This is a genomic window from Mesorhizobium sp. LSHC420B00 (assembly GCF_000503055.1).
Classification (GTDB): Bacteria; Pseudomonadota; Alphaproteobacteria; order Rhizobiales; family Rhizobiaceae; genus Mesorhizobium.
The window spans coordinates 657,208-675,537 of record NZ_AYVY01000001.1 but is presented as its reverse complement, the minus strand read 5'-3'; the positions used below and the strand labels follow the sequence as shown (position 1 = coordinate 675,537).

Below are 18,330 nucleotides of genomic sequence, written 5' to 3'. Positions count from 1 at the left end.
AATTTTCTGGTGATTGAACCTGAGGAAGGCATTGCCGTGCTCAAGGGGCTTGCCTCCTCGGCGCGTATCTCGATGCTGAAACTGCTGCATGAGAAGGGGCCGATGAATGTCAACGAAATCGCCGCCGTGCTGTCGCTGCCGCAGTCGACCGTCTCGACCAACATCCAGGTGCTGGAGGATGCGGGGCTGATCCGCACCGAGCACCTGAAAGCGAAGAAAGGCAGCCAGAAAATCTGTTATCCGACGGCCGAAGAAGTGCTCGTCGTGTTCAAGAGCGAATATCGTGCGGTCAAGAACGACGCGATCGAAGTGTCGATGCCGATCGGGCTTTACACCGGCTTCGAGGTTACCGCGCCCTGCGGCCTTTCTTCGCCGGACGGCATCATCGGTCTGCTCGATGTACCGAACACTTTCCTCGATCCGGATCGTATGAAAGCCGGGCTGTTGTGGTTCACCCGCGGTTTTGTCGAATACCAGTTTCCCAATAATGCCAAGCTCGCCAATGCCGAGATCACCGAGCTCGAAGTGGCGATAGAGCTGTCTTCGGAAGTGCCGGGCACCAGCGCCGATTGGCCCTCGGACATCACGCTGACGATCAATGGCGTCGATGTCGGCACCTGGACGTCGCCGGGGGATTTCGGNTCACCCGCGGTTTTGTCGAATACCAGTTTCCCAATAATGCCAAGCTCGCCAATGCCGAGATCACCGAGCTCGAAATGGCGATAGAGCTGTCTTCGGAAGTGCCGGGCACCAGCGCCGATTGGCCCTCGGACATCACGCTGACGATCAATGGCGTCGATGTCGGCACCTGGACGTCGCCGGGGGATTTCGGTGACAAACGCGGCGTCTTCACGCCGTCCTGGTGGAAACTCAAGGGTTCGCAATACGGCAAGCTCAAGAACTGGCGAATTGCCAATGACGGCACCTATGTCGACGGCCTCAGGATTTCCGAAACCGGCCTCGCCGCACTCGATCTGAAGAGCCATCATTCAATCCGCGTCCGTATCGGCGTCAAGNAGGATTTCCGAAACCGGCCTCGCCGCACTCGATCTGAAGAGCCATCATTCAATCCGCGTCCGTATCGGCGTCAAGAACGACGCCAAGCGCCCTGGCGGGATTAACATTTTCGGCAAGGGCTTTGGAAATTACGATCAGGACATCCTGCTCAGGATCAAAACCGGTTGATATCATCGATCCCGGTTTGAAAAATAGTGAACCCAATTTCAGCTGCTTCCTTTCATCTAGCCAACTCGCATCCAATGGTCAGACTTGCGGCTATCTTGTCACCGGCGCTGAGAAACCGATTGGCACGACTGGTCTCACCGAGGAGTTCGAAGAGAGAATTTAAATGTATTATCTGACGACCAGCTTACCTTGATCCATTTTATACTCTCAACCTGCCTCGTCGCAGGCTTCGCCGACTGCCTACGTCATCCGCCTGGGACATCTAGCCCATCCGTTATCGCTTGACGACCATTGATCCGAAACGGCGACTGGCAGCACCATTGTGATGAGCGAGCTTAATCTGTGCCTTTCTTGGGTTTTGTCGGCGTCCGTCGGCAATGCGACCTGGACGAGGTGGGTAGCCCAGCGGCTACGATTGGATCACGTTCTCTAGGCTACTCTGGAAAGTATGTGCCGATCCAAGTCGCACTTGGCCAAGCCATATCGCCAGCGGTGGTTCGTCGTCTCGCGTCTGCTCTGGTAGAACAAAGTCAATTGCCGGCCTTCGATCATTACGGTCGAATGGCCATTCTCGCCGGGCTCACCAGGGTCGAGAACGGGGCCAACGGAAACGTAGGGACCCTTGACGTCATCGGCGATGGCGAAGAAGACGCGCTGCCGGCTGCCGCGCGGACCTTCGGGGAGGAAGCAGGTGGCGTTAAGAAGCACACGACCGTCCGGGAGCTCGACGAGCTGCGCGCCTTCGATCCCCCATTCGTAATCCGGGTGTTCGCGCGCATTGTGATGCGGCACGTCGAGATGATCGAGTATTTTGCCGAGACGTTTCCATGGCCCGAACCAGGAATCGGATTGGCTGCGCGCCAGATAGACATCAGGCTGGGGCACCCTGGTGAATTTTGGCATGCCTGAATAGACGATGTAGCGCTTGCCGTCGACGATTGCCGGATGGGGATCGTAGATGCCGTCCTCATCGGTGTCGGGCAGCGACAATATCGCCGGATTGAGCACCACCCAATGAAAGCCGTCATTGGAGACCGCGTGCTCGCAACGTCCGCCGGACTTCATGAATTCGGTCTGGATGAACATATGGAAGACGCCGCACTCATGAATGACGCCGGGCGCCGCAATGCCCGATCCGGTTACCGGCAAAACGATCGCCTCGTGCTCTGTCCAGGGTCCATAAAGATCCGGCGCTGTGGCGTGGAGGATTTTCCAGCTCTCGGTTGTGACGGTGCCGCTGGAGCCGAAGACGTGCCAGAGCGTGCCATCGAACACCGGACAAGGGTCCTTCAGATCATCCACCGCCTGCGGGTGAAACAGTGGAAAGACGTTGGTTTCAAAGTCGATCTTCATTCGCAAGCATTCCCGCGATTGTTTCGCGGACCCCTTTCATTTGGACCGTCTGCGTGACTCAGCCGAATCGATTCGCAGCCCTCATTTATAACTCCGCCCATGAACGGTTGTTGAACGATTGAACGATTTCAACCGTTCTGTGGCAATGCGCCACATTTTGGGTGAGGTCACGCACGGCGCGGGGCTTCAGCTTCTGGAGCGGCCATCATGTCAGCCGGATGCAGGGTCGTTCGGCTTGACCTTCTCTCTTGAGCCATGGCCGGAATGGAGCGGACCGCTGGCCTCGCCCGAGACAGTTTGGAACTATGGAACAACTTACTGGGATGAAAGTTATATAGATGGCTGCGAATTTCATTCGAAGCTGCCTCGATTAACGTATGTTAGCCGAGTCAATTTCTAATTGTAACGAAGGATTTCTATATGGAAATGGCGGTGGGCACCTCCCTAAAACCAAACACCACCGTACAGTCGTCAATTTTACTTTGCTTTTCCCACCTCCGATGGAATTTTGTATTCCAAAGACCGCAACAGATTCTGACGCTCGCCTCAAAACAGCAGCAGCTAATTTATTTCGAGGAGCCGATCTTCGACGAAAGGCGCCACGCTTCGACGCGGGTGAACGATGTTTCACCTACGATCAGAATTGTGACGCCGCTGATCCCAGTTGGTACTTCCGCGACCAGGGCGAACGCGATCCAGCGCAGGTTCGTCGATCAGATCCTCGCCTCCACGCCGCATGACCGATTGACGACCTGGTATTACACGCCCATGGCGCTACGCTTCAGCGATCATCTCGCCTGTGACGTCTGCGTCTACGACTGCATGGATGAACTCTCCGCGTTCAAAGACGCTCCCGCAGAGTTGACGCAGTTGGAAAAGGCGCTGTTGCAACGTGCCGATGTCGTCTTCACGGGCGGGCAGAGCCTTTACGAGGCCAAGCGAAGCCTGCATCGTTCGATCTTTGCTTTTCCAAGCAGCATCGACGTTGCACATTTCCATCAGGCGAGAGAGCCGGGTGAGGACCCACTCGACCAGGCCAACATACCTCACCCGAGAGTGGGGTATTTCGGGGTCATTGACGAGCGGCTCGACGTCGAATTGGTAGCGGAGACGGCTGCAGCAATGCCGGACGTGCAATTCGTCATGCTCGGCCCTGTGGTCAAGATCGATCCGGCGAGGCTGCCCACGGCAAGCAACCTGCATTGGCTGGGCGGCAAGTCCTATGCCGACCTGCCACGCTACCTCCGGCATTGGAGTGCCGGCTGGATGCCTTTCAAGCTCAACGAGGCGACACGCTACATCAGTCCGACAAAGACTCCTGAATTCCTGGCGGCAGGACTGCCGGTGGTTTCGACAGCGATCGTCGACGTCGTGCGCACCTACGGCGCCGAAGGCCTTGTCGACATTGTCGACGCCGAGGATGTCGAAGCCAAGCTTCGATCCATCCTGGCGCGTCCTCGCGATTTCCTGGTGGAGAAAGCCGACGCCTACCTCGCCGATATGTCCTGGGAGAAGACCTGGAATGCGATGGCGGCCCACATCCAGCGCGCCCACGCGATGAAGAGCGTCGTGCCGTTGCTGAGGGGAGCGTGAGCATGTTCGACTGGCTGATCGTCGGCGCCGGCTTCGCCGGCAGCGTGCTGGCGGAACGCATCGCATCGCAGCGACAAGAAAGCGTCCTGATCGTCGACAGACGAAATCACATCGGCGGCAATGCGTATGACTGTTATGACGAGGCAGGGATCCTGATCCACCGCTATGGGCCGCACATATTCCACACCAACGCCCAATCGATCGTCGACTACCTGTCGCAGTTCACCGAATGGCGGTCTTACGAACACCGCGTGCTGTCGCTGGTCGACGGAAAGCTGCTGCCGATACCGATCAACCTAGACACCATAAATCGCCTTTACGGCCTTAAGCTGACATCCGAGCAGCTGCAGGAGTTCTTCGCTTCCCGGCGAGAGACGGTGGAAGAAGTCCGCACAGCCGAAGACGTCGTCGTGAGCACCGTGGGCAGGGAGCTCTACGAGAAATTCTTCCGCGGCTACACGAGGAAGCAGTGGGGTGTTGACCCTTCCCAGCTGAGCAAGTCGGTGACGGCGCGAGTCCCAACCCGGACCGATCGGGATGATCGCTACTTTGGCGACACTTTCCAGAAAATGCCGGCAGGCGGGTATACGCGCATGTTCCAGCGCATGCTGGATAATCCCAAGATCAAGATCATGCTACAGACCGACTACCGCGAAATTCGCGACAAGATCCCCTTCCAGCGGATGATCTATACCGGTCCGATCGACGAGTATTTCGACTGGAAGCTTGGTCGCTTGCCCTACCGTTCGCTGCGCTTTGAGCACACGACGCTTGATTGCGAGGAGTTTCAGCCGGTCGCCGTCGTCAACTATCCGCAGACGGAAAACTACACCCGCATCACCGAGTACAAGCATCTGACCGGACAGAAGAGTCCGAAGACCAGCCTGACCTACGAATACCCCTCGGACATCGGAGATCCCTATTACCCGGTGCCGCGGCCCGAAAACGAGGCGTTGTACAAGAGCTACGAAGCGTTGGCAGCGGCGTGCCCACAGGTCTGGTTCGTCGGACGTCTGGCGACATATCGCTATTACAATATGGATCAGGTCGTCGGGCAGGCTTTGGCGACGTTCGCGCGCCTTCAAAACAGCATGCCGGTAAACGGCATCGGGCAGATGCCGAGGCAGCGCGAGGCGGCGGAGTGAACGATGCGCCGGGATTAAGCTGCATTCGCGGTGACCATTAACATTTGAGATGGCGCAAAGATCAGCCGAAGCTAATATGCCGTTGGAGGGGTCGTGCGTACGAGACGTTTCACAAAGCCGATAGTCGTTCAACCGGCCGGATCGATCGCGACAGGGTTGTTGTCTCGGTAACGGACGCGGCCGAGGTTCTGCTGAAGGATTGGCCGGAGCCGGCTTGCAAGCGTCGAGACTCGCAACAATCGAGGCGTGCCTTGCCGTCATGCGCGGTGAAAAGTCGCCAAAAGTCGCACGCGAGGCGATCATCGCTGCGGCCAAGGACCCCAGGATCTTTCTCGGTGGACAGATTTAGGCTTACCGCGTTGCCGATGCAGTTAAAGCGCGGCGCACTATCGGCGGGGCTATACCGCGCCTGCTGGCTCGTTGTCGAAGGCCTCGAACAATCGGCGTTGGCGCTCCAACTCGTCGGCAAGCGGCTTGTGAAGAGTGCGCGAGCCGTTCGCATGAATGGTGGAGAACAAGCCTACTTCGGCGTGGCGCGAATTGTCCCAACCGGGGTAGGCCGTCACCGGGTACAGGCATATGCCCTGAATAGGTGCGCCGAGGCTCATCGCATCGCGCACTTCGTCGCAAACATAATGGAGCCAAGCCGGCCGTCCCGACCCCTCGGCGCCGGTCTCGGCAATAATCATCGGCTTCTTGTAGCGCTCGTCGACCTCGACCAGCATTTCCGAAAGCGCCCGGTATTCGTGGTGTCCCATCGGTATCGTTGGCCCATTCAAGTACCATTGGTTGTGCGGATAGAAGTTGAGGCCTATGACGTCGACAAGGTCCTCGCTGCCACCCAACTCCGGCTCAGCGCGCCCGACCAGCATGTCGTAAGCCTCGAATTGGCCCTGACGAGCATTTTCGGCGCGCCGCCGCTCGGCGCGACTGCGGTCACGAGGAGCAATATGGATGAGCGGTTCAGCCCAGATGAACCTGCAACTGGGTTCGGCCTCCCGCATTGCTCTGATCCCGGCGATCGCTGCCCTGACAAGGTGGCGTTTGAACCATCCGCGCTTATTCTGCCCGGCGCGCGGGAAATAGCCGACCTCCACCGCCCACGCAAAGAAAGAAATTTCGTTGATCGGACACACCAGGGGAGCCACTCCGGTGGCTAAGCGATGAACCCGAACAGCTTCCGCGGCGAAACGGACATAGGCCTCGACAAAGCCGGGGCCACCTTGGTCGACGTGGTCTGGCGAACCATAGTGGAAGATATCCCAGATGACCTGCACCCCGGCCGCCTGGGCTGCTTCGATCACCAACATCCAGCTCGACCAGTCAAAGACTCCCGGCGCTGTTTCGATCAAGTGCCAGCGCAAGCCGTCGCGGATCGTGCGAAGCCCAAGCTCGGCACAGTGGCGATAGTCGCCGGATGCATGGGTGTCATGTGAGGTCGCACGGATAAGATCAAGGCGCACCCCGTCGGCACGTCGATGCGAGGAACACTCGAAACCAGCCATGAAAAAGCTCTCGATGCCAGAAGGATCTGCCGCGGGCCGACGAGCCGGTTCCTCGTTCATACCGGCATCCTGTCGGCCAGGGATGGCGCAAGTACTTGCGTTCGGCGACCGCCCTTTGCCAGGTTCGGTCGCCTCTTCGATTTCGATGAGGCTGCCGTCACGTCGAGGTGTTGGCCTTGCCTGGCGTTCACAGCCATGATTTCCTCGCGCAACACGGAGACGAGATCGGGCTGGTTGCGGTTGCGGCGCTCGTAAGCCAACAGCAGTTGCAAGCGCTCGCGCGCCACGGACGCGCTGCCGCGGCGCTTGAATATATCGAGCAGGTTCATGCTGCCCTCCTTCCCAACAGCCGGTCGAGGAGGCCCCTCCGCTCGAAAGGCAGAATGACCGGCAGGTCCTCGCCCTCGAGTCTTCTTGCTGCGTCGATACAGGCGCGTGCGGCGGGGTTGGTGTTTTTGCATAACCGGCGCGCCCACATTGGTGCGCGTAGTAGTACAATGCGGTTAGAGCCAAAACACGTGTGCTCGACGGGCAAGCGACAGAGGAAATGGCCAAATCCGAATTCGCCCATTGCGCTGCTCACGAAGATGCAAATTTCGGATTGGCCACCCCAGCAATGCGCGACCTCACGCGGCCTGCTGCATTGCCCGTTCGTTGACGCCAGTTTCGCCGAGTTGGGTGAGCGCCTCATCGGTGGCTTTTTCTTCTTCGAGAGTCTGTTCCAGAAGTGGGACTGCGTCTCGTAGGCCGAGCAAGCCCGCCCACGTCACAAGAGTGCCGTAGCGCGCGATTTCATAATGCTCGACCGCCTGGGCTGCGGCCACGAGCCCTGCGTCCAATGCTGGAGCGTCTCCGAATTCTTCCAAAATCTCCTGCCCCTCCTCGATCATGCCATCGATCGCTGGGCACGTCTTACCCTGAGCCCTCTTGCCAAACGCGTCGAAAACCTGCTGCAGGCGCTCGATTTGACCTTCTGTCTCGTCTCGATGCTTTTCGAACGCGGCCTTCAGCTCTTCGGACTTTGCGCCCTTTGCCATTTTCTTTAAGGCGGTCAGAATCTTCCGTTCGACGTAGTAGATGTCCTTCAGACCATCGTAGAAAAGGTCTTCCAAGCCCTTGGAACTGCCCTGTGATCTTCGCGTCGTCGCCATTCTCATCTCCTGTTGAAAGCTATCGATGGATGTACGGCTCTAACGAGGCCAGTGCCTTGTTGTTCCTTCACGATGGCCCCACTGACGCCGACTCATGGTGGCGAGCGGCGTCGCTTGCAGGTCATCAAGATGCGTGGGGCATAAGTACGCGGCGGCTACCACGACTTCGTCATCCAGCCGGACGTCGTTACCGTCTTTGCGCGGCTGGTAGCCGCCGAGCACCCTAAAGCCGAACACGGCTCGCCGGCCTTAAGCGGAAATTCCGTGGACACTCTGATCGGCGGCCGCCTCGATCGGGGCACAAGCTCGCTCTTGATCGGCCCTCTCAGGTGTCGGGAAGTCCACCATCGCTTGCTGCTACTCTCACGCGGCGCTCTCAAGGCCGCCTCAAGGTGCGATGGTGGATCCGCGGTTCCGCGGCTGAGCAGGTTGTTTACCTCGACCGGCAGGAGCGAAACGGCCCCGCCGTGGAGCCCCTGAAGCGGCGAGGCTTTGGAACGACATTGCTGGGAAAGGTAGTTGCCGTGCATTGCAATGCAAAGATCGAATTACACTACAACCCCGAGGGACAATCCCGAGGGCCTGCATTTCACCATGGCGTTGCCATTGCGCGAGCCAGGCTCGTGCCAGCATACTCCTGAGCGCCGGGTCGAACGCAACGTGGGAAGCATGCAGCTATGCCCCAGCAACCAATACTTGGTAACCAAATTGGCGGTTCGGCGTTTCCTTTCAACGTGGTCCACGGTGCACTCACGGTGCGGTTTTGCAGTGTCAGGATTTCTGAATGGTCGACAGAGACAAAGCGCGCCGCGATCGGATGTTTGACTCCCTGGTTGTGGGCGGCGGGCCAGCAGGCCTCGTGGCCGCGACCTACCTTGGACGTTTTCGGCGTCGGGTAGTTGTCGTCGATGCAGGTCAAAGCCGGGCAAACTGGATTCCCTTGACGCGCAACTGCCCGGGCTTCCCGCGCGGAATCACCGGCCCTGACCTGCTTCACCGCCTCAAACTGCAGGCCACCCGGCACGGCGCAGATTGGGTGTGCGATACGGTCGTGGGCATTCGCATCGCGGAGAATGGATTTTTAGCGCAGGCTTCATCTCCCATTCATGCCCGCTCACTGCTTATTGCCACTGGTGTCGTCGACAGCCTCCCCGACGTTCCGGGCACCGCCGACATGATTAAAGCCGGAGCCTTGCGATTGTGCCCTGTCTGCGACGGCTATGAGGTCATTGACAAACGGGTGGCCGTCATCGGACCGGCCGAACACGCAATGAAAAAGGCGCTGTTCATGCGGACCTTCACTCGAGACGTAACTTTGCTGATTGCTGATGCAGCCCAGCCCAGCCCGGATGACGTTCTTAGGCTAAAAAGGGCTGGAATCGAGTTCGGCGCATGCGCCCGAGACGCAATTTCAGCTGAGGGCCGTCGGGCAGTTGTCGAACTCGTCGACGGCAGGACGCTCTCGTTTGACACCATCTACCCTGCGATGGGGTCGATCATCCGCTCGAGGCTAGCGACCGACCTTGGTGCAGAATGTGACCGAGCCGGCAATCTTGTCGTGGATTCGCACCAGCGCACCGCCGTGCCGGGACTCTATGCAGCTGGAGATGTCGTCGACGAGATCAACCAGCTTGCCGTCGCGTTCGGGCACGCAGCGGTCGCGGCAAGTGACATGCATAACTATCTTGCGAATGGCGAAGGGGAGCACTGATTGAAAGGCTGAAAACACCGCGTAGGGACAGTCCTACGCGAACGGCGTGCCCGGCGCTGACGTTAAGATACCGACAATCACAAACCATTGGGCTGCTGCCATATGTGTCTCTTTCCGATCCTGCTGCCTCGCGCGAACAATTCCGGCAGACCGTTCCCCAAGCAGGAATTCGACCCGACAAGGCCGAGCTGGCTAGCCGTTCGCCGGCGTCATGGCTTTTCTGCAGTCACTGGCCGAAGGGGTGTGGCGGCAAGGCGGCCATTCCAACATTGACGACCTCGTCATGTTGGAGATGATGACGGACGAGATCGACTTGCCGCGCGGAACTCGAGCGGCGATTTCGCCAGGACGAAAATGACCATCCGTTACCTATCGATCTGCGTCGTGTAGCGCACGCAGCGCTTCGGTTCGACCACGCGTGCTTGCCGTTCCGGCTCCTCTTCGGTGTCGGTTGCACAGGGGTGCCCCCTTGCAGCCTCCAAGCGCACTCCCCGATCCGAGCGGTCTTTGCATCTCGTGCTGCGCGCTCAACCTCGATCAGTGCTCGTACAGCATCGATGTTCGGTTCTCTCTCACTTGTCTCTTTTCTCAGCCGCGCTCCCCGCCTAGTTAACCGATCCATCGTCGCAAACGGGTGTTCCACCACGACAACAAAAAGCCCGCCGGCCGGAACCGGCGGGCTAAGTGACCCAACAGCGGAACACAATTGCTAGGGGTCGGTGGAGTACGAGATTCCAACCGACGAATGCGCAGAAGGTTCCGCAACTGCTAATGTAACGTAGGAGGAGTTGGGGGAACTGGAATTCCGGTCGTAGACCTGTTCGTATCCGAGCTGCTACACCCGGCCAACGAAGCCCGTCAATGAACGATGGCGGAGCGTGCTGCCCTGCTCCGGCGCACGGCGGCAACAATCAAGACTATCAGCCTGACCGACTATTCCGGATCTCAGCCAATGACAGCGCCTCAGGCGTGTAGCTTTCGACTTTGAGTCGATGGCGGTTGTAGTGGCGATTTTCCGGCCACCAACACGCGAGCTGGAGGCTGGTGAGTGCATCAAGGCCGGCAGAGCGCTGTTGGGCCGAAAGCTGAAACTCCGCCGCCGGCTCAGTACGGCCCACCGCCGAGAGGTATTTATAGCCGCCGGTGGTCGTCTAGCGAGCGCGTGCGAGATGCACTTCCCAAACACGAACGCCCGCTCGGAAACGACGGCTGGATGCTCTGCATAGCCAACGAGATCACAATCTGCGGGCTTCGGGAGCGGGGCTAGTCTCCATGACGTCAGGGCACGCCGCCGCTTCCGGTCTGTCAGCTTGGTGCATGTGTCAACAGTTCGGAGCCGAAGCAGTGCGCCGCCCTCCCAGCCAAAGAAAGTTGGCTCGCCCGACTGGCAGAAGAAGGCCCCGATGCTTCGCGCCTTCGCGGGGCCGTCAGCCAGACCATCGTCGGTGAGCCGCCGAAGGAACATGGCATCGTTGCCGCGCTGCGCCGATCCCGGCTGCCGGAGCCGACCTCCAGGTCAAGATCTGATGCGACATCTGCTCGATACAAACCGACTCGGAGCCCCTGCTCTAAAGGACAGCCGAACGAAACGACCATAACCTTTTCATCTCCTCCCTCACAGTCGCCGAATTCGTCGCGGTGTACTTGAGAAGCTGTCGGGCAAGCGGCGTGACGAACTCGAAAAATGGTTCGCGGCGTCGGACGGTGCGCAGATGCTTTTTGCCGGTCGGGTCCTGTTGTTCGACGAGAAGGATGGTCCGGCGAGGCAAAGAGCCGGGCCCAAGGAGAGCCTGCTCAGCCTCAATCGCATCGGCCAGCGGTTCTTTGAATTCGCCGTGATCCACATTCATGCAACCACTGCCCTTGTCTTCGCGTTTAGCCGCGTTCAATCGTGGGGAGCGACAAGAATGCGGGCCTTCAGTCCAATTACAATTTGCCTCAATCGCAACCTGACGGTGGTCGCGTCCATAGCCGACGCAATGAAGGTGCTTCAGCAGCCATGGCCTAGAATGGGAAAGCCGGGGCGGCTCAAGGCGATCCGAATGGTCGAGGAATCGCTCGCCGGGCATTGCAGCCAGCAAGCTGCGTTCGAAGCCTTCAAGGCGGCCGCGGCTGAACAGGGACTCCTTAGAACAAGAGGGACCAGCACAGGTCTGGGGAAATGTGCGCGGATGGTTGAAGACCTGATGTGAGGTCATGCCGGCCTCGCTAACACTGAAGAGCCACCCCACCTGAAGCCCGAAATACTGCCTTCTCCCGCGAGAGCCGAAACGCCTCAAAACGGGCTATTAGCCCGGACGCGAGAAGCGTCCGGGACAGCCACTTATCCGACGGTGAATTCTGCGCTGGCCAAGCAGTGCGCTGCACCCCATTTGCGATCGCGTTTGGGATCCACATTGAGGTTACTCTGACGGTCTGCCCCATCTTGTCAGAAGAAGACATTTCGCTTGACCTTGCGACTAAAGGAAAGCAATCAGCCTTGACAAAAATCGCGATCAGGATTGCGCGAAGAGCCGAGCTTGACGAGCAGGTGGTTCTCCGTAGTCTCTTCGACCGCGAGGATTTCGGCTCGACGGGCATCGGTCGTGGTGTCGCGATCCCTCACGCTCTACTGGGTATGATCTCTTCGCCTGTCGCGTCTTTGACACGCTTGGCCCAGCCTATCGATTTCGACGGCCCCGACGACGACCCAGTCGATCTCATTTACACTGTACTCTGGCCGCGCTCTGCTACTTCCGCCTTCCTCCCTGCCCTTTCGCAAATATGCCGGGTGCTTCGGACATCTCAAGTTCGGGAGCGACTCCGACAGGCACAGTCATCCGATGAGGCCTTGGCGATTCTCGAAACTGAGCCGCTTCCGAGAATTTCACCAAATTTGCATACTTGCCGCGTCGGGCCTGGCGCTGTGATACCTAAGCAGTTCAGCAATGCCTTAGAATCCAGAGGCGCGACGCATACCGCAGTCAACTACGGGGCTCGCTACCAGCCGATGAGGCGGTCTTCGCGGGGGATTGACGCATCTCCGGGTTCCTTTTCTGCGCGGTAACCCAAACAGAATGTCTGCGTCGTCATTACTCCGAGGCCGCGCCGCGCTCCGGCAACGCGCGGTCTGGTCCCCGCGGGTACTGCGATCGATCAGCCCCGCATCGTTGAGCGTAGGATGGCCTGCATGTGCTCTTTCAAGTCGAGTTCGCCTCGTGCCTCAACAGTCAACAGGTACTCGGCCTTGACCCGGCGGTCGCCTCGGCTGGTCGCAGGATAGGAACAGATGGCCAGCAAGGCTTGCTCTTCAATTCGGTCTGCCGTCTTGCGGTCGTGCCAGTTGCTGCCCGCTCGATGAACAACCCTGTGGAGCGCGGCATAGGCGGTTTCATGCCTTGCGATCAGCGCCTGCAGTTCGCGCGAGATACCTTCGCCTTCAGCAAACGTCGGTTCAATGACAGACGCAACGGCGGTGAACGCAAGAAGTGTACGGCGGGTGACTGCGGGCATGCCTCATATCCTTGCCGTCTGATGAGTGCGGGCACACCATAGCACCGGCGCAGCGTTCGGAGAGATGCTTTGCAACATGACCCTATTTTCTGCTGACAAAACGTTTCCGATCCCGCGGCTGCTCCTCCTGCAATGGCTGGCAGCTTCAGTCTCCTGAAGGTCCCAGGTGGACGCTAGTATGCCATTGAACGCCACCCACAACTCAGATGCTGTGTGAGCGCCTGCCCCCAGCCGGCACATTTGCCTGTGTCTTATTCCAGACTGTTCCCGCGTGCACAGTGCCCCTGTGCGATCGGGAATCGACGCTGGCCTTTTAAAGGCCGCTTCCAGATCTCGCCTCCCGAAGTCAGTTTCGGCGAGCGTTGAGAGCACGTGCGAGGAGCCGGGTGTCAGTTAGCTGGATCACGCACGTCTCGAACGCTTTGGTCGGGCCGCGCCAGCGCAGCTCTTCGACGTCATCGAACAGCCGAGCGTCCGTGCGAAGCGTCGCGAGATTTTTGAATAAAAGCGCGAGCTCTCTACGCTTGCCGAGGGCTTCAGGCGGAAAGCTTTCAAGAGGGCCGTAGCGGCCAAGCAGCCGGGCGGCCGAGACCAGGCCGATGCCTTCGAGACCCGGATAGCCATCGGCGGCATCACCGACGAGCGCGAGGAAATCTGGAATGAGGGCCGGCTCAACTCCGAACTTCTCGCGTACACCCGCGGAATCGCGAATTTTCTGGGTCCTGCGGTCTACCTGGACCACATGGTCACCGCGCACACACTGCGCGAGATCCTTGTCCGGCGTCCAGATGCACACCTTCTGCACGCGCCCATCGGCAGCCGCGCTGTGCGCCGCGGAGGCCAGCGCGTCGTCGGCTTCCAGCTCGATCATCGGCCAGACCGCCACTCCCATCGCCGCCAAGGCTTTCTCGAGGGGGTGAAACTGCGCGAGCAATGCCGGCTCGATGCCATCCCCGGTCTTGTAGCCCGGCCAGAGCTGATTTCTGAACGATTCTACTACATGATCGGTAGCCACCCCAATGTGTGTGGCGCCATTCTCGCTCATCTCCAGCACTGTGTTCAGCACGCCGACGACGGCGCCAAACGGCTTGTCTTGGCCGTTGTTGAACCGGCGTTGGCCGTAGAAGTGGCGAAACAGTTCGTATGTGCCGTCTACTAAATGTACGATCATCGCAATCCTCGAGAAACAGCATCCGGCCCCGTCTGCAAAGCTAGACCGACAGTTGGCCTTCTCCAAACCTTCAAGTAGGTGCGCTCGGCCGTGCCCGTACGCCCACCGCAAGCCATGCCTCTCACCGGCACTTAGCAACAGCTTACCTTCAAGGGCAGGCGATATTTCTCGCCCCGCCGCCTCGCTTTTGCGCCAGGCGGCCATTTGGTTCGCGAGAGTATCCCTTCTTCCAAACGCAGCGAAAAACGACTTGGCGATGCTGTCGCGACTAGCGCCGGCCGCGCAGGAGGCAGCCTGGGCCGATATTGCGACCAGCTTGCGATGTGGGGGAAGCCCGGACGGGTGGGTTGGCCCGAACACACTGCTCCTGACGACAGAATGGAAATGACGACGTTCAGACGCTCCGATCTGCGGCGGCAGTTCCGTCATGACGATGATATGGAATGCATGCCCCCGGTTTTGGGGTTCTCATTCCTGTGACGGCCGGCGAGGCGCACCCCGCCTCTTGAAACCTTCAAACATTTTGCAGTTGTTAGGACTCACCTCGTTGACGCACTTCGACACAAAACCCGATGTCGGTAAATTGCGCAGCTTCGGAGGTGGGCACAAGGCGCAGCCTCTAGCACCTGGTCTGTGGTCGGTCGGGTCCCAAGCCAATTTCCGCCTGCCGCGCTTCACGCTATTGCAAGACGTTCAAATTTCAAATTTGAGCTTCCGCACTCATGCTTTGTCGAGAGTATCTCTTACAGTCACTTAAACCTTCTGCGCAGTAAGTTTTAGCCGTTCTGAATCGCCGTCGGCGACGATGACGATGAAATAGGAGGACGCAATGGCTCGCAGTCACGTTGAACGTCTTGGTGAGTTCAGGGAAATCCTGGTCGCGACTCGACGCGAAGGAGTCCGTAACGTGCACCATACTCGCGACGCAATGCGGGCAAGTGGCTTTCAGATCGGGGACGGCGACGGCTCCAGCTACGGAGCCGAGATGAAGGTGCTTCAAGAGGAAATTGAGGCAGTCGATCGCGCCATCGAAGACGAGAAGCGGCTGGCTTTGGCCATCGAGGGCGCGGCTCAACCCCGCCGACCGACTAAACCGAGAATCGTGAAGGGAACATAGAGTCAGGTACGGCCCTTGGCGCCGTCGCGTCGATCGCCTGCGGTATGGTGTCGGGCTCGTCGCCGCCGTGGTGCAGCACCCTGACGTCATCCATTGCCATCAAACGTCAGGAAGGGACGGCCGAAGCCGCCTCTGCCGGCGTCGCTGACTGCTCAGCTTTCATCTTCCCCGTCGATTTCGCCGTCTCCATCGTGACGATGCTTCGCTAATCTCGTGAAGGCGTTCTTCAGGTGTCCGAGTACGGCCTGAAACGCGACATTTGGACACGAAATCACGGAGGTCAGCTTCGAGGCGCGAAGCGGGGCGTGGCGGTGGAATATTGCGGCGAGCAGTTCGATAACGATGGCAGCATGGTCTCTGCAATCCTCAAAAATATGAAACGGGTGATGGCAAGCGAGTACAGCCGCGAGCTGTCCCCAAAGGTCTCCAGAGCGCAGCTGCAGCAGGCTCGTCTCGGATTCAGCCAAAGGGGGACCCGTGCCCTACGGCGTCCGGCGAATGTTGCTGGATAAGGATGGGGAGCCCCGTTACGTTCTCGGCTCTGGAGAACAGAAAGGGCTCGCTGGCGAACGTGTTCTCCTTGTCCCTGGCCCGCCAAACGAAATCAGGCTTGTGAGGGGCATCTTCAACATGTTTGTTGCTGAAGGGCAGAGCATGGCTGGTATATCAGTTCGTCTGAACAAAGAGGGAGAGCCGTCCACATACGGCGATGTGTGAACGCCTGCCCGAACAGCCCGCCGCCGACGATGAAGTTGTTGGGGCTATGAAGCTTGAAGAGAAACAGTTCGCCCGGTTGGAGCGCTCGGAACTGCGACCGCCCCCCCGGGCTGCCAGAAGTTCACCTCGTCAACGTCCTGGCGGCGCGACAGAAATTCGAACCAATCTAGATCGGTGACGCCGACATAGATCTTGATCCCATGGGTGCTCATGAAAACGCCTCAGCGCGGTCGCGCACGATCGCCTTCACTCGCTCCGCCGCTGTTTGAGCGGGATCAGCCCGTTCGGCAAAGGACGGCAGAGCGAGCATGCGCGCTGCTTCGCGCAGGGCAGCGGCGATCGAACCTATCGCTTCTTCCGCGCGAGTGACCGGCAACTCGATCGTGCGCGCGAGAGTTAGGAAGTCCTGCCGTGTAAGCCGGTCGTCCTTACCGTTGAGCTTCAGCGCCATACGATCGCCACCAAGCCCCGGAAAGACGCGGGTCGTCACGGCGTCGTAAAGGGATGCGAACCGGACGGTCTCGAACCGCTTGGAGCCAGGGCCTGCAATCTTGAGGAGCGCCAGGTTCTTGAGATGCATGTCCCCGTCGGCGATCAGCCACGCGAAAAACGCCCGGCGGAACAAGGTCTCGATATCGGCGGCAGGGTCGGTCGAAAGCGGCCGCAAACCGCGCGCCATGCGTTCGATTGGGCCGTCGTATTTGGCTGAGGTCGGCAGATCGAGAACCGAACAGAAGTCCTCGAGCGCTAGGAAGCGTCGATCATCGGGCCCGCGTCGCACGTCGAATCGCTCGACGACCAATGCAGGTGACATCCCATCCGGCATGTCGATGAGCGCGGCGGCCGGAACCTCGAAGCCCGCTGCGCGACCAAGTTCAAGACAAAGCCATTCGACGACCGGCAGCATTTCGAAGCCCGCGGTTCCGGCCGGCTTAAGGATGTGAGTGAATGGCAGATCGATCGCGGGTAGCAGCGCGCCGTCCGATGCCAAATTCATCGGCGCCTTAATCTGGACACCCGATAATCTCGGCATTTCCGCGCGCGCAAACAGCTGAGCCAAGTTGTGCTCGAACGTCTCCTGGATCTCGCCTCGCGACGGGCCGACGTATCGACCAGTGAAGCGCCCATCGTCGGTGAACGCGACAAGTTTGGTGCCGAGTTCGTCTCGCGGCAGGACGTTAAGCTCGGCTTGGCTCTCGACGACCGCGATATTTGACATGTAGCGCTTGCCGCTTCGCAGCGCTTCGCGTTCATCCCGCTGACGGAGCACTTGCGCGAGCCATCCTTCTGGGAGGAGCGACTCGATGAAAGCCGGCAGCTTGCCTGGTGCAGTCTGTCGAACGAGTGGCGGGCCGCTGCGCCTCACAGGCTTCCAGCGCCACTCGAATCCATCGTGGATTAGACGACCGAGAGGATCCCCATGCCATGCCACAAGGAAATCCAGGGCCGCCTTGTTAACGGGGCCCTTGGCCGCCGCCGGGCGCGCAATCAGATAACGCTCAGCGCCCTCCCCTTCGCGGTACCATCCGTTCTCGCGGGCCAACGCCCAGACCGCGTCAGCGGCCACCTGTGGCGAACCGTGTTCTTCTATGAGTCTTGCCGCCATGTCGGCCCGCATCAGTTCGGTGATGGCGCTAGCATGCTCGCTCCGCAAGCGGAATGCTTCCAGGAAGCGTTGGCGCGGCGAGGAAACGTCAACTCGCAGCTCGCCAAGATCGTCCCCTACCACCGCAGAGGCAGTCGAAGGATGGGGAGGCGCCTCGTTTTGGATTATTTCGAGCGTCCGTAGCCGGGTTCGTTGATTACGCCGACCGCTAACGAACAGGCGGCCGTCAGGTGTGGGAGCAAGAAGTTGGGCAGAGGCCGATGATAGATAGGCAGTAGGATAGAGGTAGCGCGCGATGCGTACGGCGTGGCCTAAAACTGCTTGCTCAACGTCGTCGCCTGATCGTGCATAAACACCGCGGACGAGCGGGACGAGTTCCCCTACCACCGCTAGCGCATGCGCACGTCTCTTGTCTATTGTCTCTCCAACCAGCAGTATGGACACGGACTTTCTCGCATTTCAGATGCGCAAAAGTCCGCTAATAGGCGTCAAGAGTCAAGGACTTTCTCGAATCTGAAATGCGAGAAAGTCATGCCTGTCTACGGGCGTCGCCAGTCTGCTCGGCCGCATTCTCGATCTGCTTT

At 59.3% G+C, this 18,330-nt stretch carries 15 protein-coding genes and 3 pseudogenes; 9 read left to right on the top strand and 9 right to left on the bottom strand.

Going from position 1 to position 18,330, the window contains the following annotated elements:
- Window positions 1-6 precede the first annotated feature (6 nt).
- Together X760_RS0136990 and X760_RS77775 are read left to right on the top strand one after the other, a co-directional pair.
- A pseudogene (locus X760_RS0136990) lies at window positions 7-641 on the top strand (helix-turn-helix domain-containing protein); the annotation flags it as partial.
- Window positions 642-644: 3 nt separating this feature from the next.
- Window positions 645-1,185, top strand: a pseudogene (locus X760_RS77775) (hypothetical protein); the annotation flags it as partial.
- Between the two features lie 429 nt (window positions 1,186-1,614).
- Here the strand turns inward: X760_RS77775 and X760_RS43890 are convergent.
- Window positions 1,615-2,538, bottom strand: coding sequence for a hypothetical protein (locus X760_RS43890; RefSeq protein WP_023717098.1), 924 nt, complete (start codon window positions 2,536-2,538; stop codon window positions 1,615-1,617).
- 645 nt (window positions 2,539-3,183) lie between these two features.
- On the opposite strand from X760_RS43890, the gene X760_RS43885 reads away from it, so the two are divergent.
- The 3 genes from X760_RS43885 (at window position 3,184) to X760_RS77770 (ending at window position 5,625) form a co-directional block, all read left to right on the top strand.
- The gene (locus tag X760_RS43885) at window positions 3,184-4,131 is read left to right on the top strand and encodes a glycosyltransferase (RefSeq protein WP_245278503.1); all 948 of its coding nucleotides are present in this window, start codon (window positions 3,184-3,186) and stop codon (window positions 4,129-4,131) included.
- 2 nt (window positions 4,132-4,133) lie between these two features.
- Window positions 4,134-5,276, top strand: coding sequence for a UDP-galactopyranose mutase (gene glf, locus X760_RS43880; RefSeq protein ID WP_023717096.1), 1,143 nt, complete (start codon window positions 4,134-4,136; stop codon window positions 5,274-5,276).
- A 259-nt stretch (window positions 5,277-5,535) separates the two neighbouring features.
- Window positions 5,536-5,625, top strand: coding sequence for a hypothetical protein (locus X760_RS77770; protein WP_023717095.1), 90 nt, complete (start codon window positions 5,536-5,538; stop codon window positions 5,623-5,625).
- Between the two features lie 49 nt (window positions 5,626-5,674).
- Here the strand turns inward: X760_RS77770 and X760_RS43870 are convergent, their stop codons facing one another.
- The 4 genes and pseudogenes from X760_RS43870 to X760_RS43865 all read right to left on the bottom strand — a co-directional run bounded on the left by X760_RS43870 (window position 5,675) and on the right by X760_RS43865 (window position 7,932).
- Window positions 5,675-6,841 carry a beta-glucosidase gene (locus tag X760_RS43870; RefSeq protein WP_023717094.1) on the bottom strand — a complete coding sequence of 389 codons (1,167 nt, stop codon included), beginning with the start codon at window positions 6,839-6,841 and terminating at the stop codon, window positions 5,675-5,677.
- Complete coding sequence (locus tag X760_RS74295; protein ID WP_023717093.1) at window positions 6,838-7,110, bottom strand: cell division topological specificity factor MinE; 273 nt, start codon at window positions 7,108-7,110, stop codon at window positions 6,838-6,840. The genes X760_RS43870 and X760_RS74295 overlap by 4 nt, the downstream gene beginning before the upstream one ends.
- Window positions 7,107-7,220, bottom strand: a pseudogene (locus X760_RS77765) (septum site-determining protein MinD); the annotation flags it as partial. The pseudogene X760_RS77765 and the gene X760_RS74295, both read right to left, overlap by 4 nt.
- A gap of 187 nt (window positions 7,221-7,407) precedes the next feature.
- On the bottom strand, window positions 7,408-7,932 hold the full coding sequence (locus X760_RS43865) for a ferritin-like domain-containing protein (protein WP_023717092.1): 525 nt from the start codon (window positions 7,930-7,932) through the stop codon (window positions 7,408-7,410).
- A 784-nt stretch (window positions 7,933-8,716) separates the two neighbouring features.
- On the opposite strand from X760_RS43865, the gene X760_RS43860 reads away from it, so the two are divergent.
- The 3 genes from X760_RS43860 (at window position 8,717) to X760_RS0136965 (ending at window position 12,689) form a co-directional block, all read left to right on the top strand.
- Window positions 8,717-9,643 (top strand): NAD(P)/FAD-dependent oxidoreductase, encoded by a 927-nt coding sequence (locus tag X760_RS43860; protein WP_023717091.1) that lies wholly within the window; start codon window positions 8,717-8,719, stop codon window positions 9,641-9,643.
- 1,712 nt (window positions 9,644-11,355) lie between these two features.
- Window positions 11,356-11,835 (top strand): DUF982 domain-containing protein, encoded by a 480-nt coding sequence (locus X760_RS73620; protein WP_051409573.1) that lies wholly within the window; start codon window positions 11,356-11,358, stop codon window positions 11,833-11,835.
- A gap of 164 nt (window positions 11,836-11,999) precedes the next feature.
- Window positions 12,000-12,689, top strand: coding sequence for a PTS sugar transporter subunit IIA (locus X760_RS0136965; protein WP_245278502.1), 690 nt, complete (start codon window positions 12,000-12,002; stop codon window positions 12,687-12,689).
- 89 nt (window positions 12,690-12,778) lie between these two features.
- On the opposite strand, the gene X760_RS43855 is transcribed toward X760_RS0136965, so the two are convergent.
- Window positions 12,779-13,135: a hypothetical protein gene (locus X760_RS43855; protein ID WP_023717087.1), complete on the bottom strand. Its 357-nt coding sequence runs from the start codon at window positions 13,133-13,135 to the stop codon at window positions 12,779-12,781.
- Window positions 13,136-13,481: 346 nt separating this feature from the next.
- On the bottom strand, window positions 13,482-14,306 hold the full coding sequence (locus tag X760_RS43850; protein ID WP_023717086.1) for a 5'-3' exonuclease H3TH domain-containing protein: 825 nt from the start codon (window positions 14,304-14,306) through the stop codon (window positions 13,482-13,484).
- 829 nt (window positions 14,307-15,135) lie between these two features.
- On the opposite strand from X760_RS43850, the gene X760_RS43845 reads away from it, so the two are divergent.
- Window positions 15,136-15,423, top strand: coding sequence for a hypothetical protein (locus X760_RS43845; protein ID WP_023717085.1), 288 nt, complete (start codon window positions 15,136-15,138; stop codon window positions 15,421-15,423).
- A 152-nt stretch (window positions 15,424-15,575) separates the two neighbouring features.
- Here the strand turns inward: X760_RS43845 and X760_RS76135 are convergent, their stop codons facing one another.
- Window positions 15,576-15,890 (bottom strand): hypothetical protein, encoded by a 315-nt coding sequence (locus X760_RS76135; protein ID WP_023717084.1) that lies wholly within the window; start codon window positions 15,888-15,890, stop codon window positions 15,576-15,578.
- A gap of 458 nt (window positions 15,891-16,348) precedes the next feature.
- Window positions 16,349-18,190 carry a HipA domain-containing protein gene (locus tag X760_RS43835; protein WP_023717081.1) on the bottom strand — a complete coding sequence of 614 codons (1,842 nt, stop codon included), beginning with the start codon at window positions 18,188-18,190 and terminating at the stop codon, window positions 16,349-16,351.
- Between the last annotated feature and the right edge of the window lie 140 nt (window positions 18,191-18,330).